At 37.7% G+C, this 25,989-nt stretch carries 23 protein-coding genes and 1 pseudogene; 7 read left to right on the top strand and 17 right to left on the bottom strand.

Annotated features, from left to right (window positions below):
- Position 1: 1 nt before the first annotated feature.
- From RTR43_RS02590 to RTR43_RS02545, 10 genes and pseudogenes are all read right to left on the bottom strand, one after another.
- Positions 2–1,447 (bottom strand): ethanolamine ammonia-lyase reactivating factor EutA, encoded by a 1,446-nt coding sequence (locus tag RTR43_RS02590; protein WP_312469599.1) that lies wholly within the window; start codon positions 1,445–1,447, stop codon positions 2–4.
- Between the two features lie 181 nt (positions 1,448–1,628).
- Positions 1,629–2,129, bottom strand: a complete 501-nt coding sequence (locus tag RTR43_RS02585; protein WP_312469446.1) for a EutP/PduV family microcompartment system protein — start codon at positions 2,127–2,129, stop codon at positions 1,629–1,631.
- A gap of 15 nt (positions 2,130–2,144) precedes the next feature.
- Positions 2,145–2,486: an ethanolamine utilization microcompartment protein EutS gene (gene eutS / locus RTR43_RS02580; RefSeq protein ID WP_248734133.1), complete on the bottom strand. Its 342-nt coding sequence runs from the start codon at positions 2,484–2,486 to the stop codon at positions 2,145–2,147.
- 31 nt (positions 2,487–2,517) lie between these two features.
- Positions 2,518–3,777 (bottom strand): ethanolamine utilization protein EutH, encoded by a 1,260-nt coding sequence (eutH, locus tag RTR43_RS02575; RefSeq protein WP_312469440.1) that lies wholly within the window; start codon positions 3,775–3,777, stop codon positions 2,518–2,520.
- 262 nt (positions 3,778–4,039) lie between these two features.
- The gene (locus RTR43_RS02570; protein ID WP_312469438.1) at positions 4,040–4,612 is read right to left on the bottom strand and encodes an ANTAR domain-containing response regulator; all 573 of its coding nucleotides are present in this window, start codon (positions 4,610–4,612) and stop codon (positions 4,040–4,042) included.
- Positions 4,609–6,042, bottom strand: a complete 1,434-nt coding sequence (locus RTR43_RS02565) for a histidine kinase N-terminal domain-containing protein (RefSeq protein WP_312469437.1) — start codon at positions 6,040–6,042, stop codon at positions 4,609–4,611. The genes RTR43_RS02570 and RTR43_RS02565 overlap by 4 nt, the downstream gene beginning before the upstream one ends.
- 130 nt (positions 6,043–6,172) lie before the next feature.
- A pseudogene (gene eutB / locus RTR43_RS02560) lies at positions 6,173–6,373 on the bottom strand (ethanolamine ammonia-lyase subunit EutB); the annotation flags it as partial.
- A 382-nt stretch (positions 6,374–6,755) separates the two neighbouring features.
- Positions 6,756–7,718, bottom strand: a complete 963-nt coding sequence (locus RTR43_RS02555) for a carbohydrate kinase family protein (protein ID WP_312469436.1) — start codon at positions 7,716–7,718, stop codon at positions 6,756–6,758.
- 530 nt (positions 7,719–8,248) lie between these two features.
- Entirely contained in the window at positions 8,249–10,852 is a 2,604-nt protein-coding gene (gene adhE, locus RTR43_RS02550) for a bifunctional acetaldehyde-CoA/alcohol dehydrogenase (protein ID WP_312469434.1), read from the bottom strand.
- A 150-nt stretch (positions 10,853–11,002) separates the two neighbouring features.
- Entirely contained in the window at positions 11,003–11,230 is a 228-nt protein-coding gene (locus RTR43_RS02545; protein ID WP_312469433.1) for a hypothetical protein, read from the bottom strand.
- Between the two features lie 599 nt (positions 11,231–11,829).
- Here RTR43_RS02545 and RTR43_RS02540 point away from each other — a divergent pair.
- The 3 genes from RTR43_RS02540 (at position 11,830) to RTR43_RS02530 (ending at position 16,489) form a co-directional block, all read left to right on the top strand.
- Complete coding sequence (locus tag RTR43_RS02540; protein WP_312469432.1) at positions 11,830–12,840, top strand: 2-oxoacid:acceptor oxidoreductase family protein; 1,011 nt, start codon at positions 11,830–11,832, stop codon at positions 12,838–12,840.
- A gap of 18 nt (positions 12,841–12,858) precedes the next feature.
- Positions 12,859–15,171 (top strand): thiamine pyrophosphate-dependent enzyme, encoded by a 2,313-nt coding sequence (locus RTR43_RS02535; protein ID WP_312469431.1) that lies wholly within the window; start codon positions 12,859–12,861, stop codon positions 15,169–15,171.
- A 463-nt stretch (positions 15,172–15,634) separates the two neighbouring features.
- On the top strand, positions 15,635–16,489 hold the full coding sequence (locus tag RTR43_RS02530; protein ID WP_312469429.1) for an aldo/keto reductase: 855 nt from the start codon (positions 15,635–15,637) through the stop codon (positions 16,487–16,489).
- Between the two features lie 523 nt (positions 16,490–17,012).
- On the opposite strand, the gene RTR43_RS02525 is transcribed toward RTR43_RS02530, so the two are convergent.
- Positions 17,013–17,348, bottom strand: a complete 336-nt coding sequence (locus RTR43_RS02525) for a hypothetical protein (protein ID WP_396954524.1) — start codon at positions 17,346–17,348, stop codon at positions 17,013–17,015.
- A gap of 180 nt (positions 17,349–17,528) precedes the next feature.
- Positions 17,529–17,687, bottom strand: coding sequence for a hypothetical protein (locus tag RTR43_RS02520; RefSeq protein WP_312469426.1), 159 nt, complete (start codon positions 17,685–17,687; stop codon positions 17,529–17,531).
- Positions 17,688–18,097: 410 nt separating this feature from the next.
- Between RTR43_RS02520 and RTR43_RS02515 the strand changes: the two genes are divergently transcribed.
- Positions 18,098–18,418, top strand: a complete 321-nt coding sequence (locus RTR43_RS02515) for a hypothetical protein (protein ID WP_312469424.1) — start codon at positions 18,098–18,100, stop codon at positions 18,416–18,418.
- 344 nt (positions 18,419–18,762) lie between these two features.
- Here RTR43_RS02515 and RTR43_RS02510 read toward each other — a convergent pair whose 3' ends face one another.
- The 5 genes from RTR43_RS02510 to RTR43_RS02490 form a co-directional block, all read right to left on the bottom strand.
- Positions 18,763–19,266, bottom strand: a complete 504-nt coding sequence (locus tag RTR43_RS02510; RefSeq protein ID WP_312469423.1) for a hypothetical protein — start codon at positions 19,264–19,266, stop codon at positions 18,763–18,765.
- 504 nt (positions 19,267–19,770) lie between these two features.
- On the bottom strand, positions 19,771–19,944 hold the full coding sequence (locus tag RTR43_RS02505) for a hypothetical protein (protein WP_312469422.1): 174 nt from the start codon (positions 19,942–19,944) through the stop codon (positions 19,771–19,773).
- 358 nt (positions 19,945–20,302) lie between these two features.
- On the bottom strand, positions 20,303–20,713 hold the full coding sequence (locus tag RTR43_RS02500; protein ID WP_312469421.1) for a hypothetical protein: 411 nt from the start codon (positions 20,711–20,713) through the stop codon (positions 20,303–20,305).
- Between the two features lie 257 nt (positions 20,714–20,970).
- Complete coding sequence (locus RTR43_RS02495) at positions 20,971–21,531, bottom strand: class I SAM-dependent methyltransferase (protein WP_312469419.1); 561 nt, start codon at positions 21,529–21,531, stop codon at positions 20,971–20,973.
- A gap of 65 nt (positions 21,532–21,596) precedes the next feature.
- Positions 21,597–22,397, bottom strand: a complete 801-nt coding sequence (locus tag RTR43_RS02490) for an RQC-minor-1 family DNA-binding protein (protein WP_312469418.1) — start codon at positions 22,395–22,397, stop codon at positions 21,597–21,599.
- 283 nt (positions 22,398–22,680) lie between these two features.
- Between RTR43_RS02490 and kynU the strand changes: the two genes are divergently transcribed.
- The 3 genes from kynU to kynB all read left to right on the top strand — a co-directional run bounded on the left by kynU (position 22,681) and on the right by kynB (position 25,769).
- The gene (kynU, locus tag RTR43_RS02485) at positions 22,681–23,970 is read left to right on the top strand and encodes a kynureninase (protein ID WP_312469416.1); all 1,290 of its coding nucleotides are present in this window, start codon (positions 22,681–22,683) and stop codon (positions 23,968–23,970) included.
- Positions 23,971–24,240: 270 nt separating this feature from the next.
- Positions 24,241–25,098, top strand: a complete 858-nt coding sequence (gene kynA / locus RTR43_RS02480; protein WP_312469414.1) for a tryptophan 2,3-dioxygenase — start codon at positions 24,241–24,243, stop codon at positions 25,096–25,098.
- Positions 25,099–25,142: 44 nt separating this feature from the next.
- On the top strand, positions 25,143–25,769 hold the full coding sequence (gene kynB / locus RTR43_RS02475) for an arylformamidase (protein WP_312469413.1): 627 nt from the start codon (positions 25,143–25,145) through the stop codon (positions 25,767–25,769).
- Positions 25,770–25,989 lie beyond the last annotated feature (220 nt).

Raw genomic sequence — 25,989 nt, 5'->3', positions numbered from 1 at the left:
CTTAATGATGAAACGTTAGTGTTTTAATCACCACTGGTACAATACTTGTTTGTAATAAATGACCAATATCGATATAATCACCATGTTCAACTCGAATTTGATCAATACAGATAATGCTTTGAGAAGGATTTTGGACTTTTATCGTCTGCCCCAAGACCTTCGCATGGTCACTTTCAAGAACTATGACTAATGGTTGCTTACGGTTAGGTTTTAATTGCATCGATTCAAGAATCGATGCAGCCAATGCTTGAACATCACGAAAGCCAAGATAAGGGATTTCCGTTATATACAAGGCAAAGTTTTGACCTTCCCTCTGTGGGTCATAAATGTCCATTGCATTTTTAACAGCTTCAGACATTTTCATTATTCCTTCTTGTAGTTCATGCCCAAGTCGGACTTGATAGACAGGAAGATTCCGAATGGGGAGATCTTTACTTTCAGCATGAATGGTTGCGCCACTTATTTCGGTCGTCTGCGTCCCAGCTCCGAGAACGGTTGCTCGAACCGTTTCTTCCGGCTTCACCCATGTCCACGAAGATAATTCTCGACTTTCCCTAAGGGATGCTGCAAGTAATTCCCCAATATCGTCATAATGAGCTCCTCCAGCTGATAAGGTCTCATATTTATATATACATTCACTTATTCCACCGGAAAACATGATTGTCTCAATCTCATCCTGCCAATTCGGCTCATGTCCTAAAAGTAACGGGTGATCCGATACCAATAGTTCTCCCTTCAACATTCTCGCAATGACAGCTGCCATATAATCCGTGAGTTTTTTGATCTCTGGCAAATGACGGCTATCCCCTTCCCGGACTGTTGTCCCCCATTGTTGAAACAATTTCTTAATGGGTGGTGAGACACTTTGTATATGGTTACCGTTAAACTCAATTAGTCTGCCACCGATATGCAACGTGCAAGTACCACAAAGCTTTCCCGATTTATAGACAGCAACATTGGCGGTCCCCCCGCCGATATCAATATTAGCTATTACTTTTCCTGATTTTTTTGAATATTCATAGGCTCCCGAACCTTTTGCCGCAATAATTCCCTCTAAATCTGGGCCAGCAGTTGCGACTAAAAATTCACCCGCATGGTCCGATAAATAATGAACCATTTCTTGTGCGTTTTGTTTTGTTGCGGTTTCACCAGTTATGATGACTGCTCCAGTTTGAATATCATATGGTTCAATACCAGCCTGAAGATATTCTTTCTTTACTAGGGTTTCTACCGCCTTCATATCAATTGTAGTGGTTGATAGTAAAGGCGTTCTATATATGGGACTGCGATGTAATACTTCGGTATTAATAATCTCAATCCTAGGCATATGCATCCCACCCGCCATATTCATCAGGGAGAATTTGCTAATGACTACCTTTGTCGTACTTGTACCGATGTCGATCCCCGCACTAAGAATCTCCTCTTTTTGAGGTTCGTACCTTTTAATAACTATCACCTCACTCCAAACATGCAGAAGAGAGTTCACATCCACATTATTTTTGAAAGATAAAAAAGGCACCCCATTCGAACTATCTGTTTAATGATAGTTCGTAAAGAAGGCGCCTTTGCCAATTTCATTCATTTGTATAGTTTGAATATAGTCTATTTCTTCACTTTTGTAAAGGGTTTCATAAGAAAATAACTACCTCATCTGAGACACCTTCAGTATACTTTTTCATCTCTTGCATAGTGTTGCATTTTACAAGATCCCGAATTTCCTGTAAACCTTTTTCAGTAACAGAAGAGGAAATAACGATAGGTCCGCTTGGTATCACTCTTTTTAATTGGGTAATAGCTTCAGAGATATCTGCTATGTCAGAGTCGCTTTTTGTGACCACTCCAATTGGAAGCTTATTGATACCGGTACTGAAACCTGGAGGAAAAATCGTCTTTTTCTTCGTTGCATCCTGCAAATATAATACATGAGTTACCTCAAGTGCCGTTGCCATAATATTTTTATAGAAATATGGATTTTCCGTGTATTCGCCAGGTGTATCAACAATCCAGTCATAATAGGTAAGTGCTTGCGTTTTAACCGCTTCAGCCTCTCGTTCAAGCAACGCGTTGGTTAACGTTGATTTTCCAGCACCGATAGAGCCTATCAGCATCGCTCGATTTTTCTTCGTCATCTTAAGATCCCTCCACTACGACTTTGTAATTTGAGCAGGGGTGTACCTTAATATTTCAGACAAGAATCGGTTTATTTCTTCCATCGCCATTTGTACCGAGGATACACTACCGATAATAACAAGACTGCCTGTAAATCGGTCTAAAAAGCCAATTTGAACATCGGCCGCTTTTGTAGCTAAATCTCCAGCGATGATAACGGTTTCACTTGGTGTCAAGGTTAAAATGCCCATTGCACCAGCTTGTTGAATCCCTAATTTGTTAAACATATCAGGATCAGGATTTGCGATGATATGACTTAATGTCACTTGCTTTCCTGGTACGAATTCCTGGATGAATCGTTTTTTTTCTTCACTCATTATTACGGCCCCCCTAGGTGCCAACCTCTTATTATCCTACTTTTTTCACATTTTCCTGTTTCGGTAAATATTCATCCTTACCAATAATTCCTGCCTCACGATCCTTTTTCTCTAATTCAAGTGCCTTTGGTACCGATAACCAATAGGCTAAACCAATGCCAATGATACCAGCAGATATCTTTCCAACAATTATTGGTAATATCAAGGTCGGCTGAAAATTAGCTGTAAAAGATAAATGATCCCCTAATAAAAAGGCCGAACAAACAGCAAATGAAATATTTATTACCTTGTCTTTAGGTGGCATTGTTTTAACAAGCTTAAACATCGCTAGGATATTTGCTATGGTTGCAACAATCCCTGCACTTCCTTCTTTACTCAGGCCTACCTTGCGACCTAGTGCTTCAAGTGGGCCACCAGCATATTTTTGAAGCAAATAAACCATCGGGAATGCACCCGCTAGCATAATCCCAATATAACCAGCTGTTTCTAAGGCGCGGAATTGATCTGCTTTATCAGCCATAATTGGGTGGAAACCCCAGCTTCCAAACACGTTTGTAAATAGACCAGTAAAAATTTCCACAATGGAGAAAACAAGAACAAGCTTGATAGCAGCATCCATGATTCGTCCAAACCACATAAAGGCCTTGATCATAAAGTCTGGTAAGAAATATAATCCTACAGCAATTATAACAACAAACAGAAGAAGTGGACTTAAATTTAAGAGAATCTTTCCATAACCTAATGCAAATTGGTATTTTGCCTCACCTGAAGTGGAAATGAAATCACGAAATTTTGAGCTTGATAGTGTGATAATTGTACTTGAAATAAGTGCACCTATCGGAATGGTCAGTACTCCTGACATCACACCAAGGGCCATATACTTGTGATCACGCTTATCTAGCATTGCAAGTCCCATAGGGATTGAGAAAACGATGGTCGCACCAGCCATAAAGCCGACGATCATGGCCATTATCCATCCTTCTTGGGTTTGCTTTAACACTTCCGCTAATTGATAGCCACCCATGTCGGTTGCTAATATGGCCGTGGCAGCAATCGCTGGGTCTGCCCCAATTGCAGAAAAGAATGGACCACAAACCTTCCCAATAAACCATGAAAGATAAGGAATTGATGCCATGATCCCAGCAGCTGGTACGAAAATATGCCCGACCGAATGAAGCCCTTCCATAAATTGCTTTCCTAATCCATCATCACTGTTACGAATGGCTGCAATTGCCCCCAGCACAGCACAAGTCATGATTATGTAGATAACAATCTTTCCTACCATTTCCATTATTATCCCTCCAAAAAAGTATTTTCATAATATATTAAGTGGAAAATGTGCAAACCCATCATGAGATAGGATAAAACCATAAAGGGAATAAATCCCATATTTGACAATTTAAATCCTTCTAAAGAAAGACAGCTTGTTCAAAAAAATTCAATTTTGCTGCGCTCCGCCCCTTTTCCTCAAAAAAGACAAAAAGGTGCCGTGCGATTTTCATAAATAAAAACCACAGAGCACCTTTGCCCGGACTATTCACTTATTAAGTGTTTTAAGCGTTATACTTTAGAATAATTTTCTTCGCAACATTTTCCATTGTAACCTGCTTGTTCATACTGACTTTTCTCATTTTCCTGAAAGCTTCCTCTTCAGGCAGATTAAGTTTCTGCATGAGGATTCCTTTTGCTTTTTCAATCATTTTTCTTTCCATAAGTTGTTTGTTCATAACTTCTACTTGTTCTCGATATGCATTTGCATTTTCAGCTTGCCTTAACGCTATTTCAACCGCCGGTATTAAATTGTCTTCGTTAATCGGCTTCACTAAATAACCCATAATATTCGCTTGTTTCGCTTTATCCACATACTCGCGCTGGCTGTATGCAGTTAAAAGAAGGATTGGTGTGTTCATTCTTTTTGAAATAATTTCGCTTGCCTTTAGCCCATTCAATTTGGGCATTTTAATATCCATAATAATCAAATCAGGTTCCAATAATAAGGCCTGTTCTATGGCTTTTTCTCCATCTCCGGCTTGGGCGACCACCTCGTACCCAGCATCTTCTAGCATCATTGCAACATCTAAGCGGACGATAGACTCGTCCTCCACGACCATGATTCGCTTTTTCACTCCTCAACCACCTCCCTATCAATAGGGAATCTAACTAAGGCTATGGTCCCTGTTTCAGCAGGTTCAATCGAAAAATGACCGGATAAATCGTGCTCAATCATCATCCCTACTATTTCCAAACCTAATGAATCTTTCGATTTAGGTGAATATCCCTCACCGTTGTCAATTACCTGAACCTCAATTTCACTGCCATTTTGCGCAAATAGGACCGAAATCTGTCCTTCATTCATGGATTTAAAAGCATGTTTGACACAATTTTGAATTAATTCATTAATCACCAATGCCACGGAAACAGCCTTATTAGATTTAATCAAGAGGTGAGGTGGTCCAGAATACGAGATGTTGACCTTTTTATTTTCATGCTCTGCTTCAAATACGAGCATATTACCAATTCTCTCTATTAAACTATAAATATCAACATCATCAACACTTGAGTTAGAAAGGATAATTTCATATACTGATGCAATGCTGGCAATTCGATTCAGACTTTCCACAAAGTGGACTTTACTTTCCTCCGGCAGACCCTTCCGTATTTGCAGGCGTAACAAACTAGCCACTGTTTGCAAATTGTTTTTTACCCGGTGGTGAATTTCACGAATCACAACTGATTTAACAATTAACTCTCTTTCCTTTTCCCTTAATTCGGTAATATTTTTAAAAATCACAAATGTACCATTTGATTTCTCTTGCTGACCTAGTGTAATTTTTTTTATTTGAAAAACTTTATTCAATATATTTACTTCTCTAACTAATAGTTCTTCTGGATCACTGAGAATCTTTTTGATAATTGGGAAATAATGGACAAGCAAATCCCCCGGCTTAAAATTTCCTTCTCCTATTTCTTGGGTTAAATTTGTTGCTGCAAGGTTGCAATAAAGAACCTTCCCTTCATGATCAATAAAGAATAATGCTTCTTCAATTACCTCCGGAATAATGGATCTACCCTCGGTCATGCCAATGAGAATTTCACTCAACGTTTCTGTTGCTTCTGATAACGCTTCCATTTTTTGCTGATATCGAACCTGTTCACTTATATCCTTTTCCATAATAAGTGTCCCAATGATACGATTGTTGCTGGCTTTAATTGGGACCACACTTTGATCGACTGTCTTTCCTTCTTGAGTCAATGCCCGATTAAGAAACATCGGCTTACCTGTTCTTAATGTAAAGAGAACAGAAGGTTCAAAAGCCTCATAGACCAACTTTCCTACAACCGGTTTTTTATAGACTGACTTAGTTGTTGTAGGTGCAGCTTCTGCCACGACAATTGCATGCTTTCCCTCTTTTGTAGAGCAATCCACGAAAACATTTGCTTTATTTAAGTCAGCAATTAACGGCAATGTTACCACAATCTCATTAATTCTTTGAACTTCTTCCGCCGAAAGATTCGTATGAAGTGTGCATAATACCTCTACCATATTGTAGTGCATTTGTTAGATCTCTCCTAAAAGGTGTAGAAAGACAGAATATATGAAATATTATAGTAGACATTTGCGAATTTTGTCAATAATGTGACGGTCTGGACATTTTAAGAAGATGCTAGATTCTAAATGGTATCAGTTCATACGGAATAACAGGATTCTCATAAATCTCCTTTAATGTGAGCTCACTTAAAACGACTTTTGCTGCCATCCGTTCTAGATAAGACCGAGCACCAATAGCCGCCATTTTATCTCCTGATTTTTCTTTACTTGCCTTGGCTAAAACTTCACGAATCGAATGAAACTGGAACCTTTCATTTTTAACCGTACATGTAAACAAGTTTCTTCCCCCCTTCAGTCTTGAAAATCCTTTGTATCGCTTTGAATTAATTGTCTGGAAACCGGTTGCAATTATGGAAGTATTTCAAGACAAAAAGACGCACTACTCGTATAAGCCATTAGAATGACTTAACTAGTAAGGCGCCTTCACCTAGTATTTTCACTTGATATTAATTATAACAAGATGATGTTTGAAAAGATAGAATTTTTAATTATCTTCGACTGAATTGTCTGTTAATTTAAACAATAAAACTCCATAATTACGATCTTTTTTCATATTAACCACTTCAAAGATAAATACAAAATGTTTTTTTAAAAAAATTATCAATAAATTTGTCCATATATAAAGGGTAAGTACTGTTTTTTAAACTTAAGTAAACACCCTAAAGATTGCCTTTTTTTAAACTTCTTAGAAATTGTTTTTTCAATTCAACAATATCAAAATTAGCCGTTAGGGATCCGATTTCCGTTGTCGCAGCAGCTCCTACACTATTTGAAAACTGGAGATACTCTGTTAATTGAGTTAATTTGGAAGGCATCCCATTCTCGTGAAAGCAATACAAAAGTGCTGACATAAAAGCATCTCCAGCACCTGTTGTATCGATGGCATTTACCGTCGGAGCAGCAACGAAAACCTTGTTTCCATTCATAACAGCACATGCACCTTTGCTTCCCATCGTAACAAACAAATAGGGAATCTTCCATTTAGATAATATTGCTATCCCAGTTTCTATTGAATTTGTTTCCGTTAAAAAATTCAACTCATCTTCTGCGATCTTAACTATATCGGCATCTTTAAGGAATGAAGAAACTGTTTTGCGACAATGGTCCTCACTCTCCCAACGTTTTAGACGAAGGTTTGTGTCAAAGGCGATCATATTTTTGGAGTCCTTGGCATATTTTAGCGCTGTTTTTGTTGTCTTTTTTGCTTTTTCATGAAAGAGTGTTCCTGAACCATAATAAAAGATCTTTGCCTGTTCAAAAACTTCCCTTCTTATTTCGTCTTCCGTTAATAGTTCATCTGGAGTGGGATTTAGGTAAGAGTGAAAATATCGCTCGCCATTTGCATTAATATGAACATATACACCACAAATTTTTTTACTCGGAGTATGGATAGAAAATTCCGTACCGATCCTTTCTTTCCGTAATTCTTGTTTTACAAATTGACTAATTTCATCGGTACCTAATTTACACAAATAATAGGTAGGAATCCCGAGTCTCCTTGTGCCTACTGCTACGTTAACGGTAGCGCCTCCCAACAGCTGCTTGTATTTAGTATTCGACCTATCTATTGAAATATAATCTACAAATGCTTCTCCAAGAGAAATGACTCCAAGTTTTTCCAAGATGGCCCTCCTTCAAAAATGTATCTACCTAAAAATGAGAAATCCCTTTTTCATTCAGAAATAAGCGGTATATCTTTGCTAGTCTATAACCCTAGCCACTTCACGACCACATGTTTTGATTCTTTGACAATATATTTTCTATTTGAACGAAATCGGAACATGCACTACACCACATTTCATTCAAATCTTTCTTTTTTCTTTTTTATCCATTCTACCTGGTAAATTGGCAGTTAACTGACACTGGCCACAGGATTTATATATGATATTAACACCAATTTACCTTTTTGAGGTTATTTTCTATAAAAAATACACAATACACAAAAGAAGCCCTCAAAAGGAGGACTTCACTTAAAGTATAAATAATTCTGTCTTTCCTTAGGACTTAAAATCCGTAGTCCTTTCTAAATCCAAAAAAATAATGTCAGGTAACCACTTAATTATCGATGGTTACCTGACACCCTATTGTACCTAAGTTTTTTTAAAATTGTATGGTTAGTAAATTACTTACTTTTTCGTTTCAACCTCAAAAGTTAAACTCCTTTAAATGCTTGACGATATATTTCAGCTAATTCTGATATTAATGGAAGCTTTGGATTTGCAGTTGTACATTGGTCTTCAAATGCTCGCTCAGCGAGATAATCTACTTTGCTTTCGAATAGTTCTTTCTCCACATTATTTGCTTCAATGCTCATAGGGATTTCAAGCTCATGAGCTAGCTTAATAATGGCCTGAACGAGGCTCTCTACGCCTTCTTCCGTTGAACAAGCTGGGAGACCTAATGTTCTCGCAATTTCCGCATAGCGCTTGTCAGCGACAAAGTGGGCATATTTCGGGAACGCGGTAAACTTCTTCGGTTTGGTTGCATTATAGCGAATGACATGTGGAAGCAAAATTGTATTCGCTCTTCCGTGAGCGATATGGAATTCTGCCCCAAGCTTATGCGCCAGGCTGTGATTGATGCCAAGAAACGCATTGGCAAAGGCCATACCAGCAATCGTTGATGCATTATGCACTTTTTCGCGAGCTAATTCGTCACTTCCATTTCGATAGGCTCTTGGCAAATATTCAAATACGAGCTGAATGGCTTTCATGGCGAGTCCATCTGTATAATCATTGGCCATACAGGAAACATACGCTTCAATGGCGTGAGTTAGAACGTCCATTCCAGTATCTGCTGTAATCGTCTTAGGCACCGTCATAACAAACTGCGGATCAATAATTGCTACATCTGGTGTCAATTCATAATCGGCAAGCGGATATTTCATATTTGCTTCTTTATCGGTAATAACGGAAAATGACGTTACCTCAGATCCTGTTCCAGAAGTAGTCGGAATTGCCACGAATTGTGCTCTTTCACCTAAATGTGGATATTTCACAATACGTTTACGAATATCTAGGAATTTTTGTTTAAGTCCAAAGAATTCAGCATCAGGATGTTCATAAAACAACCACATTCCTTTAGCAGCATCCATTGCTGAACCCCCGCCAAGAGCAATGATGACATCAGGCTGGAATTTAGCCATCATTTCTGCCCCCTTCAAGACGGTTTCAATCGAAGGGTCAGGTTCCACCTCTGAAAAAATTTCGCAATGGACATAATCCGGACGCTTTCTTAAATAATAGAGAACTTTATCAACATATCCTAATTTCACCATTCCAGGATCCGTAACAATAAAGGCTTTGGATAACTTAGGCATTTTTGCTAAGTACTGAATGGAATTTTTTTCAAAATAAATTTTAGACGGAACCTTAAACCATTGCATATTGACATTCCTTTTAGCCACTTTTTTAACATTAATTAAATGAATCGCACCCACGTTAGTGGAAACAGAGTTTCCTCCATATGTGCCGCAGCCAAGTGTTAAGGAAGGCATATAGGCATTATAAATATCACCGATAGCACCTTGTGAGGATGGCGCGTTTACAATAATCCTCCCTGCTTTCATTCGTAAGCCAAACTTCTTAATCGCGGTTTGATCAGTAGAGTGAATAACCGCAGAATGCCCTAAACCTCCAAATTCTAGCATTTCTTCAGCTCTCTTTAATCCTTCCTCAAGACCACTAACCTTGTAACAAGCTAGTACGGGGCTTAATTTTTCTCTCGAAAGCGGGTAGCCAGGTCCTACTCCTTTTAATTCAGCAACAAGAATTTTTGTATCCTCAGGGACATTTACGCCTGCCATTGCCGCAATTTTTGAGGCAGCCATTCCAACAATATCAGGGTTTACAGCACAGGAATGTTCATTAATGACTAATTTTTCAACCTTTTCTATTTCTTCTTTATTTAAAAAATAACAATTGTTTGCAATCATTTCATTTTTTACATCATCATAAATTTCTTTATCCATAATAACAGCTTGTTCTGAGGCACAAATCATCCCATTGTCAAATGTTTTTGATAAGATTAAATCATTAACTGCTTGATACAGATTAGCTGTTTTATCAATATAACAAGGGACATTCCCTGGTCCGACTCCAAGGGCAGGTTTTCCTGAACTGTAGGCGGATTTAACCATGCCCGCACCACCTGTGGCAAGAATCATCGAAACCTTCATATGATTCATAAGAGCTTGTGTCGCCTCAAGTGAAGGCGTTTCAATCCATTGAATGCAATTTTCTGGCGCCCCAGCCATTATCGCTGCATCTCTAAGTACCCTAGCCGCTTCACTGCTGCATTTCTGTGCGGATGGATGGAAAGCAAAAACAATCGGATTTCTCGTTTTAATCGATATGAGTGCTTTAAACATCGTAGTTGAAGTTGGATTTGTGACAGGTGTCACCCCCGCTATAACTCCCACAGGCTCAGCAATTTCAATGATTCCTTCATGCTCATTCTCATTTATGATGCCAACGGTTTTATCATATTTGATATTATGATAGACATACTCCGTTGCAAACATGTTTTTGATGATTTTATCTTCATAAACGCCTCTGCCTGTTTCTTCAACCGCAAGTTTTGCAAGTGGCATATGCTGATCAAGCCCGGCCAAGGACATTTTCATGACAATTTCATCAATCAGTTCTTGGTCAAAGCTGCGGAATTCTTCCAATGCTTTTAGACCATTTTCCACTAAAACATCAACCATTTGTGTAACACTCTGCTTTTCTATCACTGCTTTTTCTGCCAAAGCCATGGTTATCCCTCCATTTGGTTAAAAGAAATGGTGAAGAACTTTACAAAAATACATATAAAACTAAGGATTAACATTTTAAAAAAGTTTGTGAAATATTTCACAAGTTGAAGTAAAAAAAATGGAATATTAAAATATATGTTTCACAAGTTGTTAATCGCAAACGGGATTTCTAGGAATTTTTTCAAATGAAATATCCGTTAGTACTTTTGAATATCTTTTTACTATGATCACGTAATTGATCGTCCAAATATATGCTGGAATATTTTCATTATCTTTAAACATCATTGCCTCAAATTCGTCACCCACTGTTTCTTCAAACACCTCAAGTGTATAAGTTTCAGAATCAGTAGAGAAGGTTTTCCATTCACAAACCATCATGACTTATCACTCCTTATTTCTTTATGAATTCATCATAACACGAGTTTAGCATAATAGTTTGTGAAATATTGAACAAACTATGAAATATGATGACATTTATCAAAAATAGTACAAACTCCTTCAATCCACCTTTACTGTAATTGTTAACATTTAAAAGATTGGTGCGGTGTGAACATTTCACACCTTTTTTTATTTCAATAATAATAAATACGTATTTTTTCTAGTTTAGAATAATCTGATATGAACTTCTCCAAACCATTAAAAAAATCTCTTTATGTAAAGGTCCCTCCATGCTTGTGAATCTTTAACTCCCTTTTTACCATTTTAATTCCTATAAAATACTCCCATTAGTTCTCATTTTGTTATATAACAAAATTTTTCTGTACTATATCAATACGTGTGTTTAATAGGTACTGATGCAAAAATTAATCTAATAACTGCAACTTTAAAAGCGTTATTACGCTATTTTTATTTCTTAACTTATTAATCTGTTGTAATTGATTTAGTATCTTGTTACAATTAAATTACATCATTTTTAGAAAATTCATAAAATTAAATCCTGGTAATATTGAGGCCTTTAACTGATGGGAGGAATACTTTTGTCAAAATTGCCGAAAAGCAATGAATTGGGTTTTTTTGAGATTCGCCTAGAATCAATTGGCGGGTTGGGAGCTAATTTAGCTGGAAAAATGCTTTCTGAGGATGGAGTTGTTGGAAACGGACTAAACGGAGTCGGTTTTTCATCTTACGGATCAGAGAAAAAAGGCTCCCCTGTAAAAGCGCATATTCGCTTTTGCGATCCTGTTACAAACATCAGAGACACCACACCAATTGAACGTCCACATGTAGTAGGCATTTTCCATGATGCCCTTTTTAAAACCATTGATTGTACAAGCGGGATTTATCCCGACAGCACCATCTTAGTGAATTCACAAAAATCCCCTTACGAACTGAAGAATGACATGAAAATCCCTGGCGGAACAATCGCCATCGTTGATGCAACAGGAATTGCATTAGAAGAACAAACAAAAGTCAATACCGCTATGCTGGGAGCGCTTTATCGGATCTTGGACTTCTTAGACCCTGATTCTATGAAACAAACAATTAGCCGGACGTTTGAGTCGAAGTATCCACACCTTGTCGAACCCAATATCCGGACGTTTGAACGCGGGTACAATGAAGTAAAATTCAAAACATATTCGTTTGATGATTTAATTGATCATAAACCATTTTCTAGAGCAGAACCACTGCTCGGTTATCAAACCCAGGCCATTGGCGGTACCATCACAAATCCAGGAAACAGCATATTAAAGGATTTAAGCATTTCACGTGCCGGGATGCTGCCGCATTTTCATGAAGAGAAATGTATTAATTGTGCAGCCTGTGATACCGCTTGCCCAGACTTTTGCTTTGTTTGGGAAGAACAAGAAGACAAACGGGGCCGACGGCAAATGTTCCTTCAAGGTATTGACTACCAATATTGCAAAGGCTGTTTGAAATGCGTCCATGCTTGTCCTGTTGATGCATTAACGGGAGAAAGAGAATATAATGACGGCTACGCAGACAAGAATCGTGTGCCACATCTATTTGATTTGGCCATTCAAAATTAAGGAAAGGACGGATTCTCCATGTCCATTGATTTAAGCCAAGAAAAGTTAACCATTCCAAATGGAACGTTTGAGCAAAGTGTCGTATTTGAATCCGGCAATGAAATGGCTGCCTATGCAGCACACCAAATTAATTATCATGTTATGGGGTATTTTCCGATTTCTCCTTCAACAGAAGTTGCTCAGTTCCTTGATGGGATGAAAGCCAAAGGCGAGCATGATATCGTGTTGATCCCTGCTGACGGAGAACACGGATCAGCCGGTATCTGCTACGGGGCTTCGACTGGCGGCGGACGTGTTTTTAACGCTACAAGTGCAAATGGGTTTCTCTATATGCTAGAGCAGTTGCCTGTTCAATCGGGAACTCGATTTCCAATGGTGTTAAATTTGGTCAACCGCTCCATATCCGGACCATTAAATATTCATGGAGATCACTCCGATTTATATTTCGCGTTAAATACCGGATGGCCGATCCTAATGGCCCGTGATCCGCAAATCGTCTATGATATGAACATTATCGCGATTAAACTAGCGGAAGATCCTGAAGTCCGACTACCCGTCATCGTCTCATTCGACGGTTATTTCACCTCCCATCAAAAGAGACGGGTCGAGGTGATGAAAAATAAAGAAGATGTACAGAAGTTTATCGGCGAGCCAAATGCGAACTTCCCTCATGCATTAGATCGCGAGAATCCAGTCACAATCGGTCCTTATATGAATGAACCCGACTACATTAATAACTGTTATCAACAATCGGAAGCCATGTATAAAGCAGAGCAGGTCTTCGAAAAAATTTCGAAAGAATATGCCGAATTAACCGGTCGGGAATACCCTATTCTTGATTTATATCGCATGGATGATGCAGACGTGGCAGTGTTTATGTTGAATTCGGCCGCCGAGGTTTGCAAGGATGTAGCCGACCGGCTCCGCATACAGGGGATAAAAGCCGGTGTCATCTCTCCAAATATGATTCGTCCCTTCCCGCAAAAACAATTAGTTGAAAGTTTGAGAAATGTAAAAGCGGTTACAGTTGGAGACCGTGCCGACTCATACGGAGCACATGGCGGAAACATGGCACTAGAATTAAAAGCGGCTTTGCAAACAGCGGGAAATGTTAGTACAAAGGTAATTAACCGGATCTACGGATTGGGCGGCAAAGATTTTTATGCTGACGACGCAGAACATTTTTTCCAATTAGCGCAAGAAGCGGCTGAAAAAAGCTGTGTTGAAAAGCCATTTGACTACTTCGGGCATAATCCCGGCAACTCGAAATTCGCGCCAAAACGTGTCTTGAATCCAATGAAAAAAGAAGACTTGAACACTGGTTTAATCACCGTCACGCCTGATGAAAATACTGGAGAACTAAAGGTTAAAATCCCTCCACTAAGGAGTTTAACAAAAAAGCCAAAACGGTTAGCTTCTGGACACGGTGCATGCCCAGGGTGCGGAATCTTCTCAGGACTAGAGCTGTTCTTTAAAGGAATTGAAGGAGACATTGTTGCTTTATTCCATACCGGATGTGCCATGGTTGTGACAACTGGCTTTCCATACAGTGCCCATAAAGCGACTTACATCCACAATCTCTTTCAAAATGGCTCAGCAACGTTATCGGGTCTTGTGGAAATGTTTCATGAAAGAAAACGGCGCGGTGAATTATCTGACTTAGGACTGAGCAATGACTTTACCTTTGTCATGGTGACGGGTGACGGTGGCATGGATATTGGCATGGGTCCTGCCATCGGAACCGCATTAAGAAACCATAAAATGATCATCCTTGAATATGATAACGAAGGATACATGAATACGGGTAGCCAGCTCTCCTATTCGACACCAATGGGACATATGACAAGCACCTCAAATGTTGGCTCCTTCCAAAATGGAAAACCATTCCATCATAAGGATACGGCGCAAATCATGGCTGCTACTCATATTCCTTATGTATTTACAGGAACAGAAGCGTTTGACAGGGATCTTTTAAAGAAGGCAGCTAAGGCCCAGTGGTATGCTAAAAATGAAGGCTTGGTTTACGGTAAAATTTTGATTACTTGTCCATTGAACTGGAAATCGAAGGATGAATTAGGTCAAACGATTGTAGAGGCTGCTGTCAACTCCTGCTTCTTCCCGCTTTATGAGGTGGAACGTGGAATCACGACAGTTACCTATGATCCTGAGAATAAAAACAAACGGATCGCGGTATCAGAGTGGCTGAAGCTAATGGGGAAAACGAAACATTTACTTAAAGAAAACAGCAAAGACATGCTTAAACTGTTTGATGATGAGGTAGAGCGCCGTTGGATTAGGCTCAAAGCGAAACACGAAAGCCCTTACCTATAGAGGTAAATATAACATTATCTATGAACCCCTTTAACTACACAAAAAGGGAAATAAATCGAGTAAAAAAAGATTACTAACAAATTTATATCTTACACAATAACAGATGAAAGGCATTGGTACCGATCCAATGCCTTTTGCATTTCCAATAGTTCGTCAGCAAAGGTATCCTGTTTCATCCCCGCATGTTTTTATCAAATGGTAATAAGCAAGCTTGATCTCCTCTTCATATTGTTGAATTTGAGTAGAGTCAATTTTATATAAATTTATGAATGTGGCAGCATCATGTTAGGAAAAGAGTTTACTTTATAGCTACCATCAATGTCGATTATTTTCCATAATGGGTAAAAAAATGGATACTCCCACCAGATTTGTTTGCTTAGACAACAATATTCAGGAAGTCTTTTATCCTCATTTCAATTCATTCAATTGATTCTGCAGAACAGAAGGTACTATACTTATAGTTATGATAATCAAAAAGGAGGAGTATAGTTTGAAAAGCCTACATGATACAACCACTTTACATAATGGAGTCAAAATGCCTTGGTTTGGACTTGGCGTTTATAAAGTTCAAGAAGGTGAAGAGGCGCTTCAATCCGTTAAATCTGCAATTAAAGCTGGTTATAGAAGCATTGATACCGCAGCCCTTTATGAAAATGAAGATAGTGTTGGGCAGGCCATTAAAGAATCCGGGGTTCCCCGTGAAGAACTATTCATTACAACAAAAGTATGGAATTCGGATCAGCGAAATGATTCAGTATTAGAAGCCTTTGAAACGAGCTTAGTAAAGCTTGGGCTTGATTACGTCGATTTATATTTAGTCCACTGGCCCGTAAAAGGAGAGTATAAACAAACATGGAAGGTTCTCGAAAAACTATATAAAGATGGCCGCATTCGGGCAATTGGTGTTAGTAATTTTAATATCCACCATCTAGAAGACCTAATGTCAATGGCAGAGATTAAACCAATGGTCAATCAAGTGGAATTACATCCCCTTTTAGCTCAGCCTGAACTTCGCGATTTTTGCAGAAAGCAGGAAATCCAAATAGAAGCTTGGGCTCCACTTGGGCAAGGTAGGCTCCTTGAACATCCTGTTTTAAAAGAAATTGCCGCAAGTCACAATAAATCAACAGCCCAAATCATTTTGCGCTGGGATCTGCAAAATGAAATTGTCACCATTCCAAAATCGGTTAAAGAAAGCCGTATTATTGAAAATGGGAATATCTTTGATTTTGTCCTTAGTGAAAGTGATATGGAGAAAATAAATGCACTGAACGAAAACAAGCGATATGGAGCAGATCCGGACAATTTTAATTTTTAAAATATGCTGTTTTGGCAAATACTGTTGCTTTACCTACTAAATTTCCCTAATACCTTTGATTAGGATGGGGATTTTTTTCCTCTCTTTTTTCAGTGTAAGCCTACGTAGAACACTTCTACATCGGCTTTTCCTCTCTTTTTTCGGGAGAATATCTACGTAGAACCCTTCTACCTCAGCGAATTTTATGATATATCAGCGAATCGAAGAGTAAATGTCAAATTGTCCTTAAATTTCAATAAAAACAACATTCTATAAAAAAAGAAACTTAACATAAAATGATAACGGGTTCAGTTAGAAGGTGGAAAATCTAATTTGACAGATATTTTGATATTAAAATTGGCAGGTATTAGGAACAAATAAAATAAGAAAAAGGATGTCATTTGACATCCTTTTTAGCTTATTATCGGCTATTTCTTTTTTTAAAGAACAAATAAATGATGCCAAACAACAAAATTACTCCAACAAAATATAGTAATAAATTATTCCAATTATATTCGCTATCACCCTGTTCACCGCTACCAGCTTATTTACCTTCATAGTTAGCTTTTATAAATGATTTTTCGCTTTCCTTAACTGCAATTGCGTCATTTATGTTAACACCTTTGATTGCATAGTATTCAGTGCCTTTGGGAAATTTATTTGAAAAATTACCACTATAAGTACCTTCGTTGTCTGAATACTTAGTAACCTCACCTATCTTCTTATCGATTTCTTTGGTTTCAAAATGAGTTTCCGAAACAATATAAGTATTACCATCATAGACAACAAAAGCATATGCCCATTTCGCATAAGCTGTACTAATAAGGAAAATACACCCGATTATGAAAACGAAAAACAGACTTATTATGTTTCGCAACACTATCTCTCCTTTAAAAATCAGACGATTTCGCACTATTATCGTTACATCTTTTAATCTATACTGGACTTTTTTTAAACCATATCAAGTTCTTTTTAAAGTTTATTTACTATTTATTTCAATTTAAACATTATTATTCCTTATTAAAGAATAGCCACAAATTATTCTGTGGCTTATCGTTATTTAAAATAAATAATATCCTTCAAACTCAACCGTTTCCGGAACCGCAGTTTGTTGCGCTGAGATAGTAGGAAATCTTAAATATTGTTTTAATATTTCAACCGCATGTTCAACTGATTCTGTTGTTTCATTTCTTAACTCCATTAGATTTTTATGACTCATGTATGTACCCTTTCTAAATGTAGATAACTTACCATTTCGATAGACGAAGGAAAATCCCTTTATTTTTTCTAAATATTCCGATAAATTTTGATATGCAGCACCTTAATTGCTCAAGAAGAAAATAAAACAGTTTATCAAAACTTCTGAGGGAGTATAGGATGTTTTGTTATTATAGACATTTAATTGTGTATTGCTTGAGGATTTTCCGATATTTTCCTTTCGTATTACTTGAAATTTATTTATATTATGGTAATATTATAAATAAATTTATAATATTCAGTATATTCTTAAAGGTTGATTCCGTTGTGTTCCTTTGCCTTCCATAACTTGTGTTGTAATACCCCTTCTTATTTAAATTATTTCTGTCATTGTCACGAAAAATTAAGAAATGATGAAATGGAGTGATTCAAATGTATAATTCACAAAGTGGTTCTTACGAAGTTGTAAACACTAATGTTTGTCATAATTGCGGTGGATTAACCATTAAAAATGAAGAACTTTCTTCAGACAAAAAACTGGGAATTGCCTATCCTATGTTTGGATGGCTATTCTCCGTTATTTCCCTTCTTTTTATTCCACTTCTGTTTGGAGCAGGAGCATTAATCCTGGGGTTTTTGACTTATCATGATAGAAATAAAATCCACGGTGCAATATTAATGTTTTTTGCAGCTGCTGGTTTAATCATAGGTTCAATTTTCAGTTTTATGGTTTCAGGAACTTTATTTATTTAGTGCAAATAAAATAAATTAAATTAAATATCATTATTGGTTGTTAGATTTAATTCAAATTGTAACTACTGTATAAATGCGGGGTGCCTGTACACCCCGTATTTTCTTGTTCCATATAATGTTTACCCGGTATTAAACTAAATGAACACTTAGACGAGATTTTCTATACTCGAATGAATTTCTTTTTAATTATTTCCTATATTATTCGAACAATAGACTTTTGAATCACATGCTTATCAGAACGATAAGTGTGTAAAGCACAGTTTTCCTTATTAGAAGCACTATTATATGAATAGGTTTTTTATCTGATGCATACTACATTTCAAAGTTTGAAAAAAGCGTCAAATTCATTTAGTATTCTCTTTTTTCCAATAGTCATAAATAATTTCTTTGAACATTTCATTTAAAGCTTTGCTTTTTTGATTTTTCAGCCAATCGACCTGGTCGATTGGAAGTTTTAATTTTAACCTAACTTCTTCATTAGGCATTTCCACTTTTCTTATTTCATCTAATGTGATGCCCTCTTCTATATTCGGAAACCATGAATCATTTTCGTTCACCCTATCGAAATCTTCATACTCTTGGGGGTCATCAAGCACACATAATAAATTTAGCTGTGGCAATCCACCTTGCAAGATTTTTACATTCATAATGGAATTGATGATTCTACCATCTTCTAATTCTATTTCAACAATGAGGTTATCTTCCTTTTTATATTTTTTCACCACAACCTCACTGACAATCATATCCAATTCTAAAGTGAAACCCGAACTTGATTCAAAGATATAGATCGCGTTTTTAAATACATGGATACTCTCACCATCAATTTTCACTGATTTTACAACTACCATATACCGTTCCCCCATAAAGTTGTTTCATCTATTCGCTAACAGACAGTTAATGGATATAAGGCCGATCCCTTTATGAGTTTTCGACAGATTGACCCCTTTTTATATAAATATCACATTTTTCCTCTCATTATATAACCAAATCCCATCTTTCTTCTATTAAAATATACAAAACTATTTAAGCTGTTGTTTAATATTCGGTGGTAAATCGGCTATTTTAAGAATTGTAACCCACAAATCGCAAACTATTTCTGAAACACAATTTCCTATAACTACAGTAGTACTGGTTTCACCTCCTAATTCTGGGTAAGCCTATCGTTTTCTTCCAAGATTTTTTCTATGGCAACAAGTATTTTCTTCCAATATCTTCATATTCAGATAGTTAAATATTTGGCTGACTGACCAAATAGAAGCAAGTGGATTTGCTATCCCTTTTCTCGCTATGTCCGCTGCTGCTGAACCATTTTATTAACAGACCCTCATCTATGTAACAAATATGAATCTCAATTAGTAACAATTAGTATTATTGATTTCAGTCTCTGCTTCAATCATCCTGCCAAATCGGTATCCTTCAATAAGAACATGTCGTTCGTGGTCACTTAATCGACGCTCCCATTTGGTTTCTAAATATAAAACGACTTCGTTATAGTAAATTTCCGGATAATCAAAAGGTTTATTCATAAATATGTCTCCTCCTTATCATAATCACCCCTACCTTAAAAGTCTTGTCCAAACCTTCCAATTTTAAAAGAAAATGTTAAAAACATTCTCTATTTGAGGCCCAGAAAGGATGATCAATAATGAATCTGAGGAAGAAACAATATTATTAGGGTAGATTTTCGAAAATATCGTAAAGAAAAAAGGACAACATTTTCAAGTAGCACCTATTTTATTTGCTTCATCAACAAAATGTGTTCCTTCAGAACCCATCCACGACATCATTGTCATGAGCAATTGGCTTTCTGCATGTAATAATAATTCTTATTGGCAATAATCTTAAAAAGCCAAAACGGAGTGGTACCCGTGCAGGCACTGGACCTTATGGAACGATTCTAGGAATTTTGAGTGTTTCCTCTTCAAGTACATGAATTCCTCCGATTACTTCATAAGCGGAACCTATTGAAACAAGCAAATCACCAGTGATAGCAAGTTTTTGTTCTTGGAGAAGTTTTAATAAATCCGTTTCTCCTATTTGCCTTGTTACAGATACGGCCTCTAATATTTGCCCAATCGTCCTAATCCAAACCCCTGTCAATATTTGTTGTTCACCGATTCTATTGGCATCTTCCTCTAACTTAAATAGCGACGATAAAGCTTTAAGTTCAAGGATTTGACCCAATACTTGAATCCAAAGCCCTAATAGTACCTCTTTTTCCAGTTCTAAAATTTTATTGCTTTTTTTATTGCTGGAATTTTTTTGGTTATGATTCTTTTGTTTTGGATAATCCATGCCTACCAACCCCGGAACTAAATTTTTCTTTATTTTATGTGATACAAATACAATTGTGTATTCCGTTTTAGAAAACCCAAAAAGCCAGGATAGCTTAAATCCTAGCTTTCTAGTTAATGTTCTTATGCAAATTAAATAAACCAAAATTCAAAGTCTTCACCATTTGCCTATAAATTCCCTGTGAAAAAATATTAACTGCAAAAAGATGTCTCAGGAATGGTTCTAGTTTCCTTCCTGTTCCTGAATAGGAATCAAAGCTAACATTTCTGACAAAATATCGTTTGTCGTCCCTCTTGCTCATTTTCTTCAAAAAAGTGAACTGTCCAATCTCCAAATTCAACTAACAACTCTTTAGGCAGCAGCTTATATTGATTAGATACTCCCAGATTCTCGGTCTGCGGTGACTGATAAAAGGTTTCCATAAAAAAATAACCATTCTCTTTTATCATGTTTTTTACTTTAGGAAAAAGTGAGCGATCAAGGTAATAAGTAATGACAACTAAGTTAAATGAACTGTTTTGCCAATTAAGATCATTCCATTTTGTTAGATCGTATACTCTTGGGTGGATTTTAAGTTTATTGTTAGTTGCCAGTTCCTGAACATAGTTTATAGCGACATCCGAAATATCAATGGACTGGACTTGATAGTTCATGCGCGCAAGAAATAAACTGTTTCCGCCCAGTCCACAAGCAAGATCCAGTGCTGTCCCTCCCTTAAGAAAATCAAATAGTTTTTCTAACCTAGGATTCGGTACAGGGTCCTTCTGTTCACACACACGTTCTTTATGTTTCGAATTCCATTTCATTCTAGTGTTCATTTGAAAATTCCCTGTGATAGTTTGTTCATAATAATCCACTCCTATTTCGAGCTGTTCTGTTATTTTTAATCAATAACTCTTGCCACATCACGGCCGCATTTTTTACATTTTCCTTCTAAAACAATGCCAGTTGATAAATCTTTAACAGTGTATCTTTCAATTTGTACGACATCTCCACAAGAAACGCACCAAACATTTCGTTCAAGCTTTCTACGGGTTTCTATGGGAATAGAAAGCCATTTCTTATTTGCGGAAAAAGAGATCACTTCTTGATTATCGTTTATATTGGGTTCATCTTCTACTTTCTCCAATAAAGCAATCACTTCATGGATGTTTGTCCTGACTTTTTTAACTTCAATCATTTGCCATGCATCCAATATGGTAATGAGCTCTTTATTGCCTGATTCAGCAATCTTATCTAATAAAAGAAGAATCAAGCCGCGGTTCCGGTCTTTTAATGTTTCAACAAATTCATATGTTCTATTTTCAGCAGCAGTTAGAAGCTTTTCCATTAATTCATTAGCATAAGTCTCGCGTTCAATGTCCCAGCCCTTATCGGTAAAGACAAGTAGTGGAAGTCTACCATTATATTCGATTGCCAAATAATGATGAATAATCATCCAGTCTATTTTTGCGAGAATCTCTTTTTGCGAAACCCCATTAAATGCTCCATATACAGGACTGTAGTTCAATTCTAGCTCTAATAGCTTTTTATCTTTCGAGCCCGCCAAGATTTTGGCAAGCATAGCACGGCCGCCACTCATGATCAAATCATCTGCCCCTCGCAAAATGACTTTTATTTCATTGGTTGGCAAAGACTTAATCCCGTTTGCATTAAGCTCATATGTTACTCGATTTTTACCCATCACTTCTCCCCCATTTATAAAAACAATTCGTCATACCTCAACCTATTACAAGTATAGCCATGAATAAATTTTTATAAAAGGATTATGTATATTACCCTATAATTTCTATTCTCTATATTCCACAAAAGCTTTCTACCCCATCAAAAGTTATAGTATTTGGCATAATATACTGAATAATATATCCACAAGAATTGCAAGAGTTTTCTGAATTAAATTATTGACGCGAAGTCATATTCCTTGTTATGATTTCCCTTGAAAATATATCCAAAAGAAAGGGATGATAATGGTGGGCTCAGAAAATTTTCTTCCAACACTGGATTTTGCCAAACAACTGGACAAGAATGATTCACTTGCGCGGTTTCGTAAAGAGTTTTATATAAATCCTAATTCCATCTATATGGACGGGAATTCCTTAGGACTACTTTCAAAACGAGCGGAACGGACACTGTTAAATACCCTTCAAGATTGGAAGGATTATGGAATCGACGGCTGGACAAAAGGAGAGCAGCCTTGGTTTTTCCTGTCAGAAAAATTAGCGAAAATGATGGCGCCGCTCGTGGGAGCTTCTGCTGAAGAGGTAATTGCAAGCGGTTCCACAACCATCAATCTTCATCAACTTGTTGCGACTTTTTATAGTCCAAAAGGATCGCAGACAAAAATTTTAGCAGATGAATTAAACTTCCCCAGTGATATCTATGCCCTAAAAAGCCAACTGCACACCCATGGACTTGATCCCGATGTTCATCTTATTCGTGTAAAAAGTCAGGATGGGAGATTAATAGAAGAGAATGATATTATCGAAGCAATGACCGAAGACGTAGCAATGATTATCCTGCCAACCGTACTGTACCGCAGCGGGCAAATACTAGATATCAGGCGATTGACCGAGGAGGCACATAAGCGAAATATCTTAATCGGCTTTGACGCCTGCCATTCGATTGGCGCCATTCCTCATTCATTCACAGATTGGGACGTTGACTTTGCTTATTGGTGTAATTACAAATATTTAAACGGCGGGCCTGGGGCAGTCGGTGGGTTGTATGTTAATCGTAAACATTTCGGAAGGTCCCCTGGTTTAGCTGGATGGTTTGGATCGAGCAAAGATAAACAGTTTGACCTTGAGCATGCCTTTACACCGGCGGATACAGCTGCGGCTTATCAAATTGGCACACCGCATGTATTAAGTCTTGCCCCGTTAATTGGGTCTTTAGAAATATTTGCAGAAGCCGGCATTGAAAATATTCGGCAAAAGTCCCTGCACATCAATCAATATTTGATGGATCTTATTAAACATGAGTTAGTGGATATGGGTTTTGTTATCGGGAATCCTAGCGAGAATATCCGCCGCGGCGGGCATGTCAGTCTTGAACATAATGAAGCCGCACGCATTTGCAAGTCCTTGAAAGAAAACGGGATTATTCCTGACTTCCGGGCACCAAACATCATCCGCCTGGCCCCTGTAGCCCTTTATAGTACCTACGAAGAGGTTTGGAAGGTAGTCCAAACTCTTAAAGTCATTATGACGGAAAAGCAGTTTGAGAAGTTTGCCAATGAACGTGAGGTCGTTGCGTGACATTTATTTTTAGAAATGCATAAGCCGGAAAGCAGCCGGGAAAAATGATTGGTTTTACTTATTTAACAATCATCGGGGCCCTTCATCTCGTTAGGTTAATGCTTACGGCTTGGGTTTCCAATTTTAAGATATTGCTTTTAGTTCGGAATCCCATGGTTAACCTTTTTATCGGTTTCTTACTTTTTCATGAATATAAGAAAGCTTCGAATCCAGGATTCTGCAAACCAATGAGACAAATATTATTGACTTATAAAATAGGAGGATGGATTTATGGGGAACTTAGACAACAGTCCGCAAAACAAGGCTTCAGGGCTGGAAAAAGAGATTCAAACCGATTTTCAAAAAGAGATGTCATATGGAGATTATCTTCACCTTGATAAAATTTTATCAAGTCAGCATCGACTTTCGAATCATCACGATGAAATGCTGTTTATCATCATCCATCAAACGAACGAGTTATGGATGAAACTAATCCTGCATGAATTGAATGCTGCCATTCAGTGTATTCTTCATAACGATTTGGAACCATCATTTAAAATGTTATCGCGTGTTTCAAGAATTCAACAGCAGTTAATCCAGTCATGGAACGTTCTTACTACCTTGACCCCAGCTGATTATATGCAATTTCGTCATAAGCTTGGGCATTCATCCGGATTCCAATCCTATCAAAACCGCCAAATTGAGTTTGCTTTAGGACAAAAAAATGCTCACACCCTAGCGGTTTATAAACATCAGGTTGATCTATTTGAATCCTTGAAGAAGTCCCTTCATGAACCAAGTATTTATGATGCAGCCATCTCAGCACTCGCCGCCCATGGATTACCTGTTGATGAAAAAGTTCTTTTACGGGATTGGTCGCAAGGCTATGAGGCAAATCTTAGTGTCGAGGATGCGTGGCTGACCGTTTATCGAAACACCGAGAAATACTGGGATTTATATGAACTAGCAGAAAAACTGGTAGACATAGGGAATCAACAGCAGCTCTGGCGCTTTAATCACATGTCCACGGTAGAAAGAATCATCGGGAATAAGCAAGGGACAGGCGGCTCTTCCGGGGTAAACTATCTAAAAAGAGTTCTAGACCACCATTTTTTCCCTGAGCTCTTAAGTCTTCGAACAAAGCTTTAATAACTTAAGTCACAAACACTAGAGGAGTAGGAGGCTGTTGACCAATGAATAAATGGATGGATATTTCGCAGCGGCTGGACAATCAGATTCCTGTCTGGCCGGGAGATACACCTTTCAGCTACAAAGTGAGCTGGAGCAAAGAAGATAGCGGATCAGTCAATGTGGGTCAGATGACGATGAGTACTCATACGGGCACCCACATTGATGCGCCGTTTCATTTTGATAATGATGGAAAAAGAGTCATTGAACTTGATATAAATCTGTATATCGGGCCGGCGCAAGTTGTTCATGTACCAAATGTGACGAGCATCGGTGTTAAGGAATTAGCCGGGATGGATTTAGACAACGTAACTCGACTAATTATTCGCACGGATGCATGGCAGGAGCGACAAGTGTTTCCTGATTCAATCCCTCCGATTGAACCAGAATTAGCGGCGTATCTTGCTGAGCTTGGAGTTAGGCTGCTTGGCCTTGATTTACCCTCAGTTGATCCATTAGATAGTAAAGAGCTTTCAGCCCATCATGAACTTAATCGTTTCGGCATTCATATTTTAGAAGGATTAGTATTAGACGATGTTGCGCCAGGAGATTATGAATTAGCTGCCCTCCCACTCCCATTAGTGGAGGCGGATGGAAGTCCAGTCCGTGCCGTGATAAGGAAATTAAAATAGGCCTTAACAAATTTGTTAAGGTCTTATTTCATGCTAGCATGCTGTGAGGAAAAATGGGGTAAGTCCCCAGGAAAATGTGATCATTATCCGAGAACATTAAAACTTTACTTCTCTGAGGGACTGGCCCGGTTTGCTACAATACCTACACTCTCAAGATTACGAACACTTACCTTTCTCGTAATTTGAGAGAGTTTAAGATTTTAAAGTACATGGTTTAAGA

It is taken from the genome of Neobacillus sp. (assembly GCF_031988165.1).
In the GTDB taxonomy this organism is placed as follows: domain Bacteria; phylum Bacillota; class Bacilli; order Bacillales; family Cytobacillaceae; genus Neobacillus; species Neobacillus rhizosphaerae.
This window is presented reverse-complemented; position numbering and strand designations above follow the sequence as displayed.

What these genes read in the sequence shown, in the direction of transcription:
- RTR43_RS02585 (WP_312469446.1), bottom strand. Translation starts at nt 2,129, where the DNA reads ATGACGAAGAAAAATCGAGCGATGCTGATAGGCTCTATCGGTGCTGGA.
- eutS (WP_248734133.1), bottom strand. Translation starts at nt 2,486, where the DNA reads ATGAGTGAAGAAAAAAAACGATTCATCCAGGAATTCGTACCAGGAAAG.
- eutH (WP_312469440.1), bottom strand. Translation starts at nt 3,777, where the DNA reads ATGGAAATGGTAGGAAAGATTGTTATCTACATAATCATGACTTGTGCT.
- RTR43_RS02565 (WP_312469437.1), bottom strand. Translation starts at nt 6,042, where the DNA reads ATGCACTACAATATGGTAGAGGTATTATGCACACTTCATACGAATCTT.
- adhE (WP_312469434.1), bottom strand. Translation starts at nt 10,852, where the DNA reads ATGGCTTTGGCAGAAAAAGCAGTGATAGAAAAGCAGAGTGTTACACAA.
- RTR43_RS02545 (WP_312469433.1), bottom strand. Translation starts at nt 11,230, where the DNA reads ATGATGGTTTGTGAATGGAAAACCTTCTCTACTGATTCTGAAACTTAT.
- RTR43_RS02535 (WP_312469431.1), top strand. Translation starts at nt 12,859, where the DNA reads ATGTCCATTGATTTAAGCCAAGAAAAGTTAACCATTCCAAATGGAACG.
- RTR43_RS02530 (WP_312469429.1), top strand. Translation starts at nt 15,635, where the DNA reads ATGATAATCAAAAAGGAGGAGTATAGTTTGAAAAGCCTACATGATACA.
- RTR43_RS02520 (WP_312469426.1), bottom strand. Translation starts at nt 17,687, where the DNA reads ATGAGTCATAAAAATCTAATGGAGTTAAGAAATGAAACAACAGAATCA.
- RTR43_RS02515 (WP_312469424.1), top strand. Translation starts at nt 18,098, where the DNA reads ATGTATAATTCACAAAGTGGTTCTTACGAAGTTGTAAACACTAATGTT.
- RTR43_RS02510 (WP_312469423.1), bottom strand. Translation starts at nt 19,266, where the DNA reads ATGGTAGTTGTAAAATCAGTGAAAATTGATGGTGAGAGTATCCATGTA.
- RTR43_RS02505 (WP_312469422.1), bottom strand. Translation starts at nt 19,944, where the DNA reads ATGAATAAACCTTTTGATTATCCGGAAATTTACTATAACGAAGTCGTT.
- RTR43_RS02500 (WP_312469421.1), bottom strand. Translation starts at nt 20,713, where the DNA reads ATGGATTATCCAAAACAAAAGAATCATAACCAAAAAAATTCCAGCAAT.
- RTR43_RS02495 (WP_312469419.1), bottom strand. Translation starts at nt 21,531, where the DNA reads ATGAACACTAGAATGAAATGGAATTCGAAACATAAAGAACGTGTGTGT.
- RTR43_RS02490 (WP_312469418.1), bottom strand. Translation starts at nt 22,397, where the DNA reads ATGGGTAAAAATCGAGTAACATATGAGCTTAATGCAAACGGGATTAAG.
- kynU (WP_312469416.1), top strand. Translation starts at nt 22,681, where the DNA reads ATGGTGGGCTCAGAAAATTTTCTTCCAACACTGGATTTTGCCAAACAA.
- kynA (WP_312469414.1), top strand. Translation starts at nt 24,241, where the DNA reads ATGGGGAACTTAGACAACAGTCCGCAAAACAAGGCTTCAGGGCTGGAA.
- kynB (WP_312469413.1), top strand. Translation starts at nt 25,143, where the DNA reads ATGAATAAATGGATGGATATTTCGCAGCGGCTGGACAATCAGATTCCT.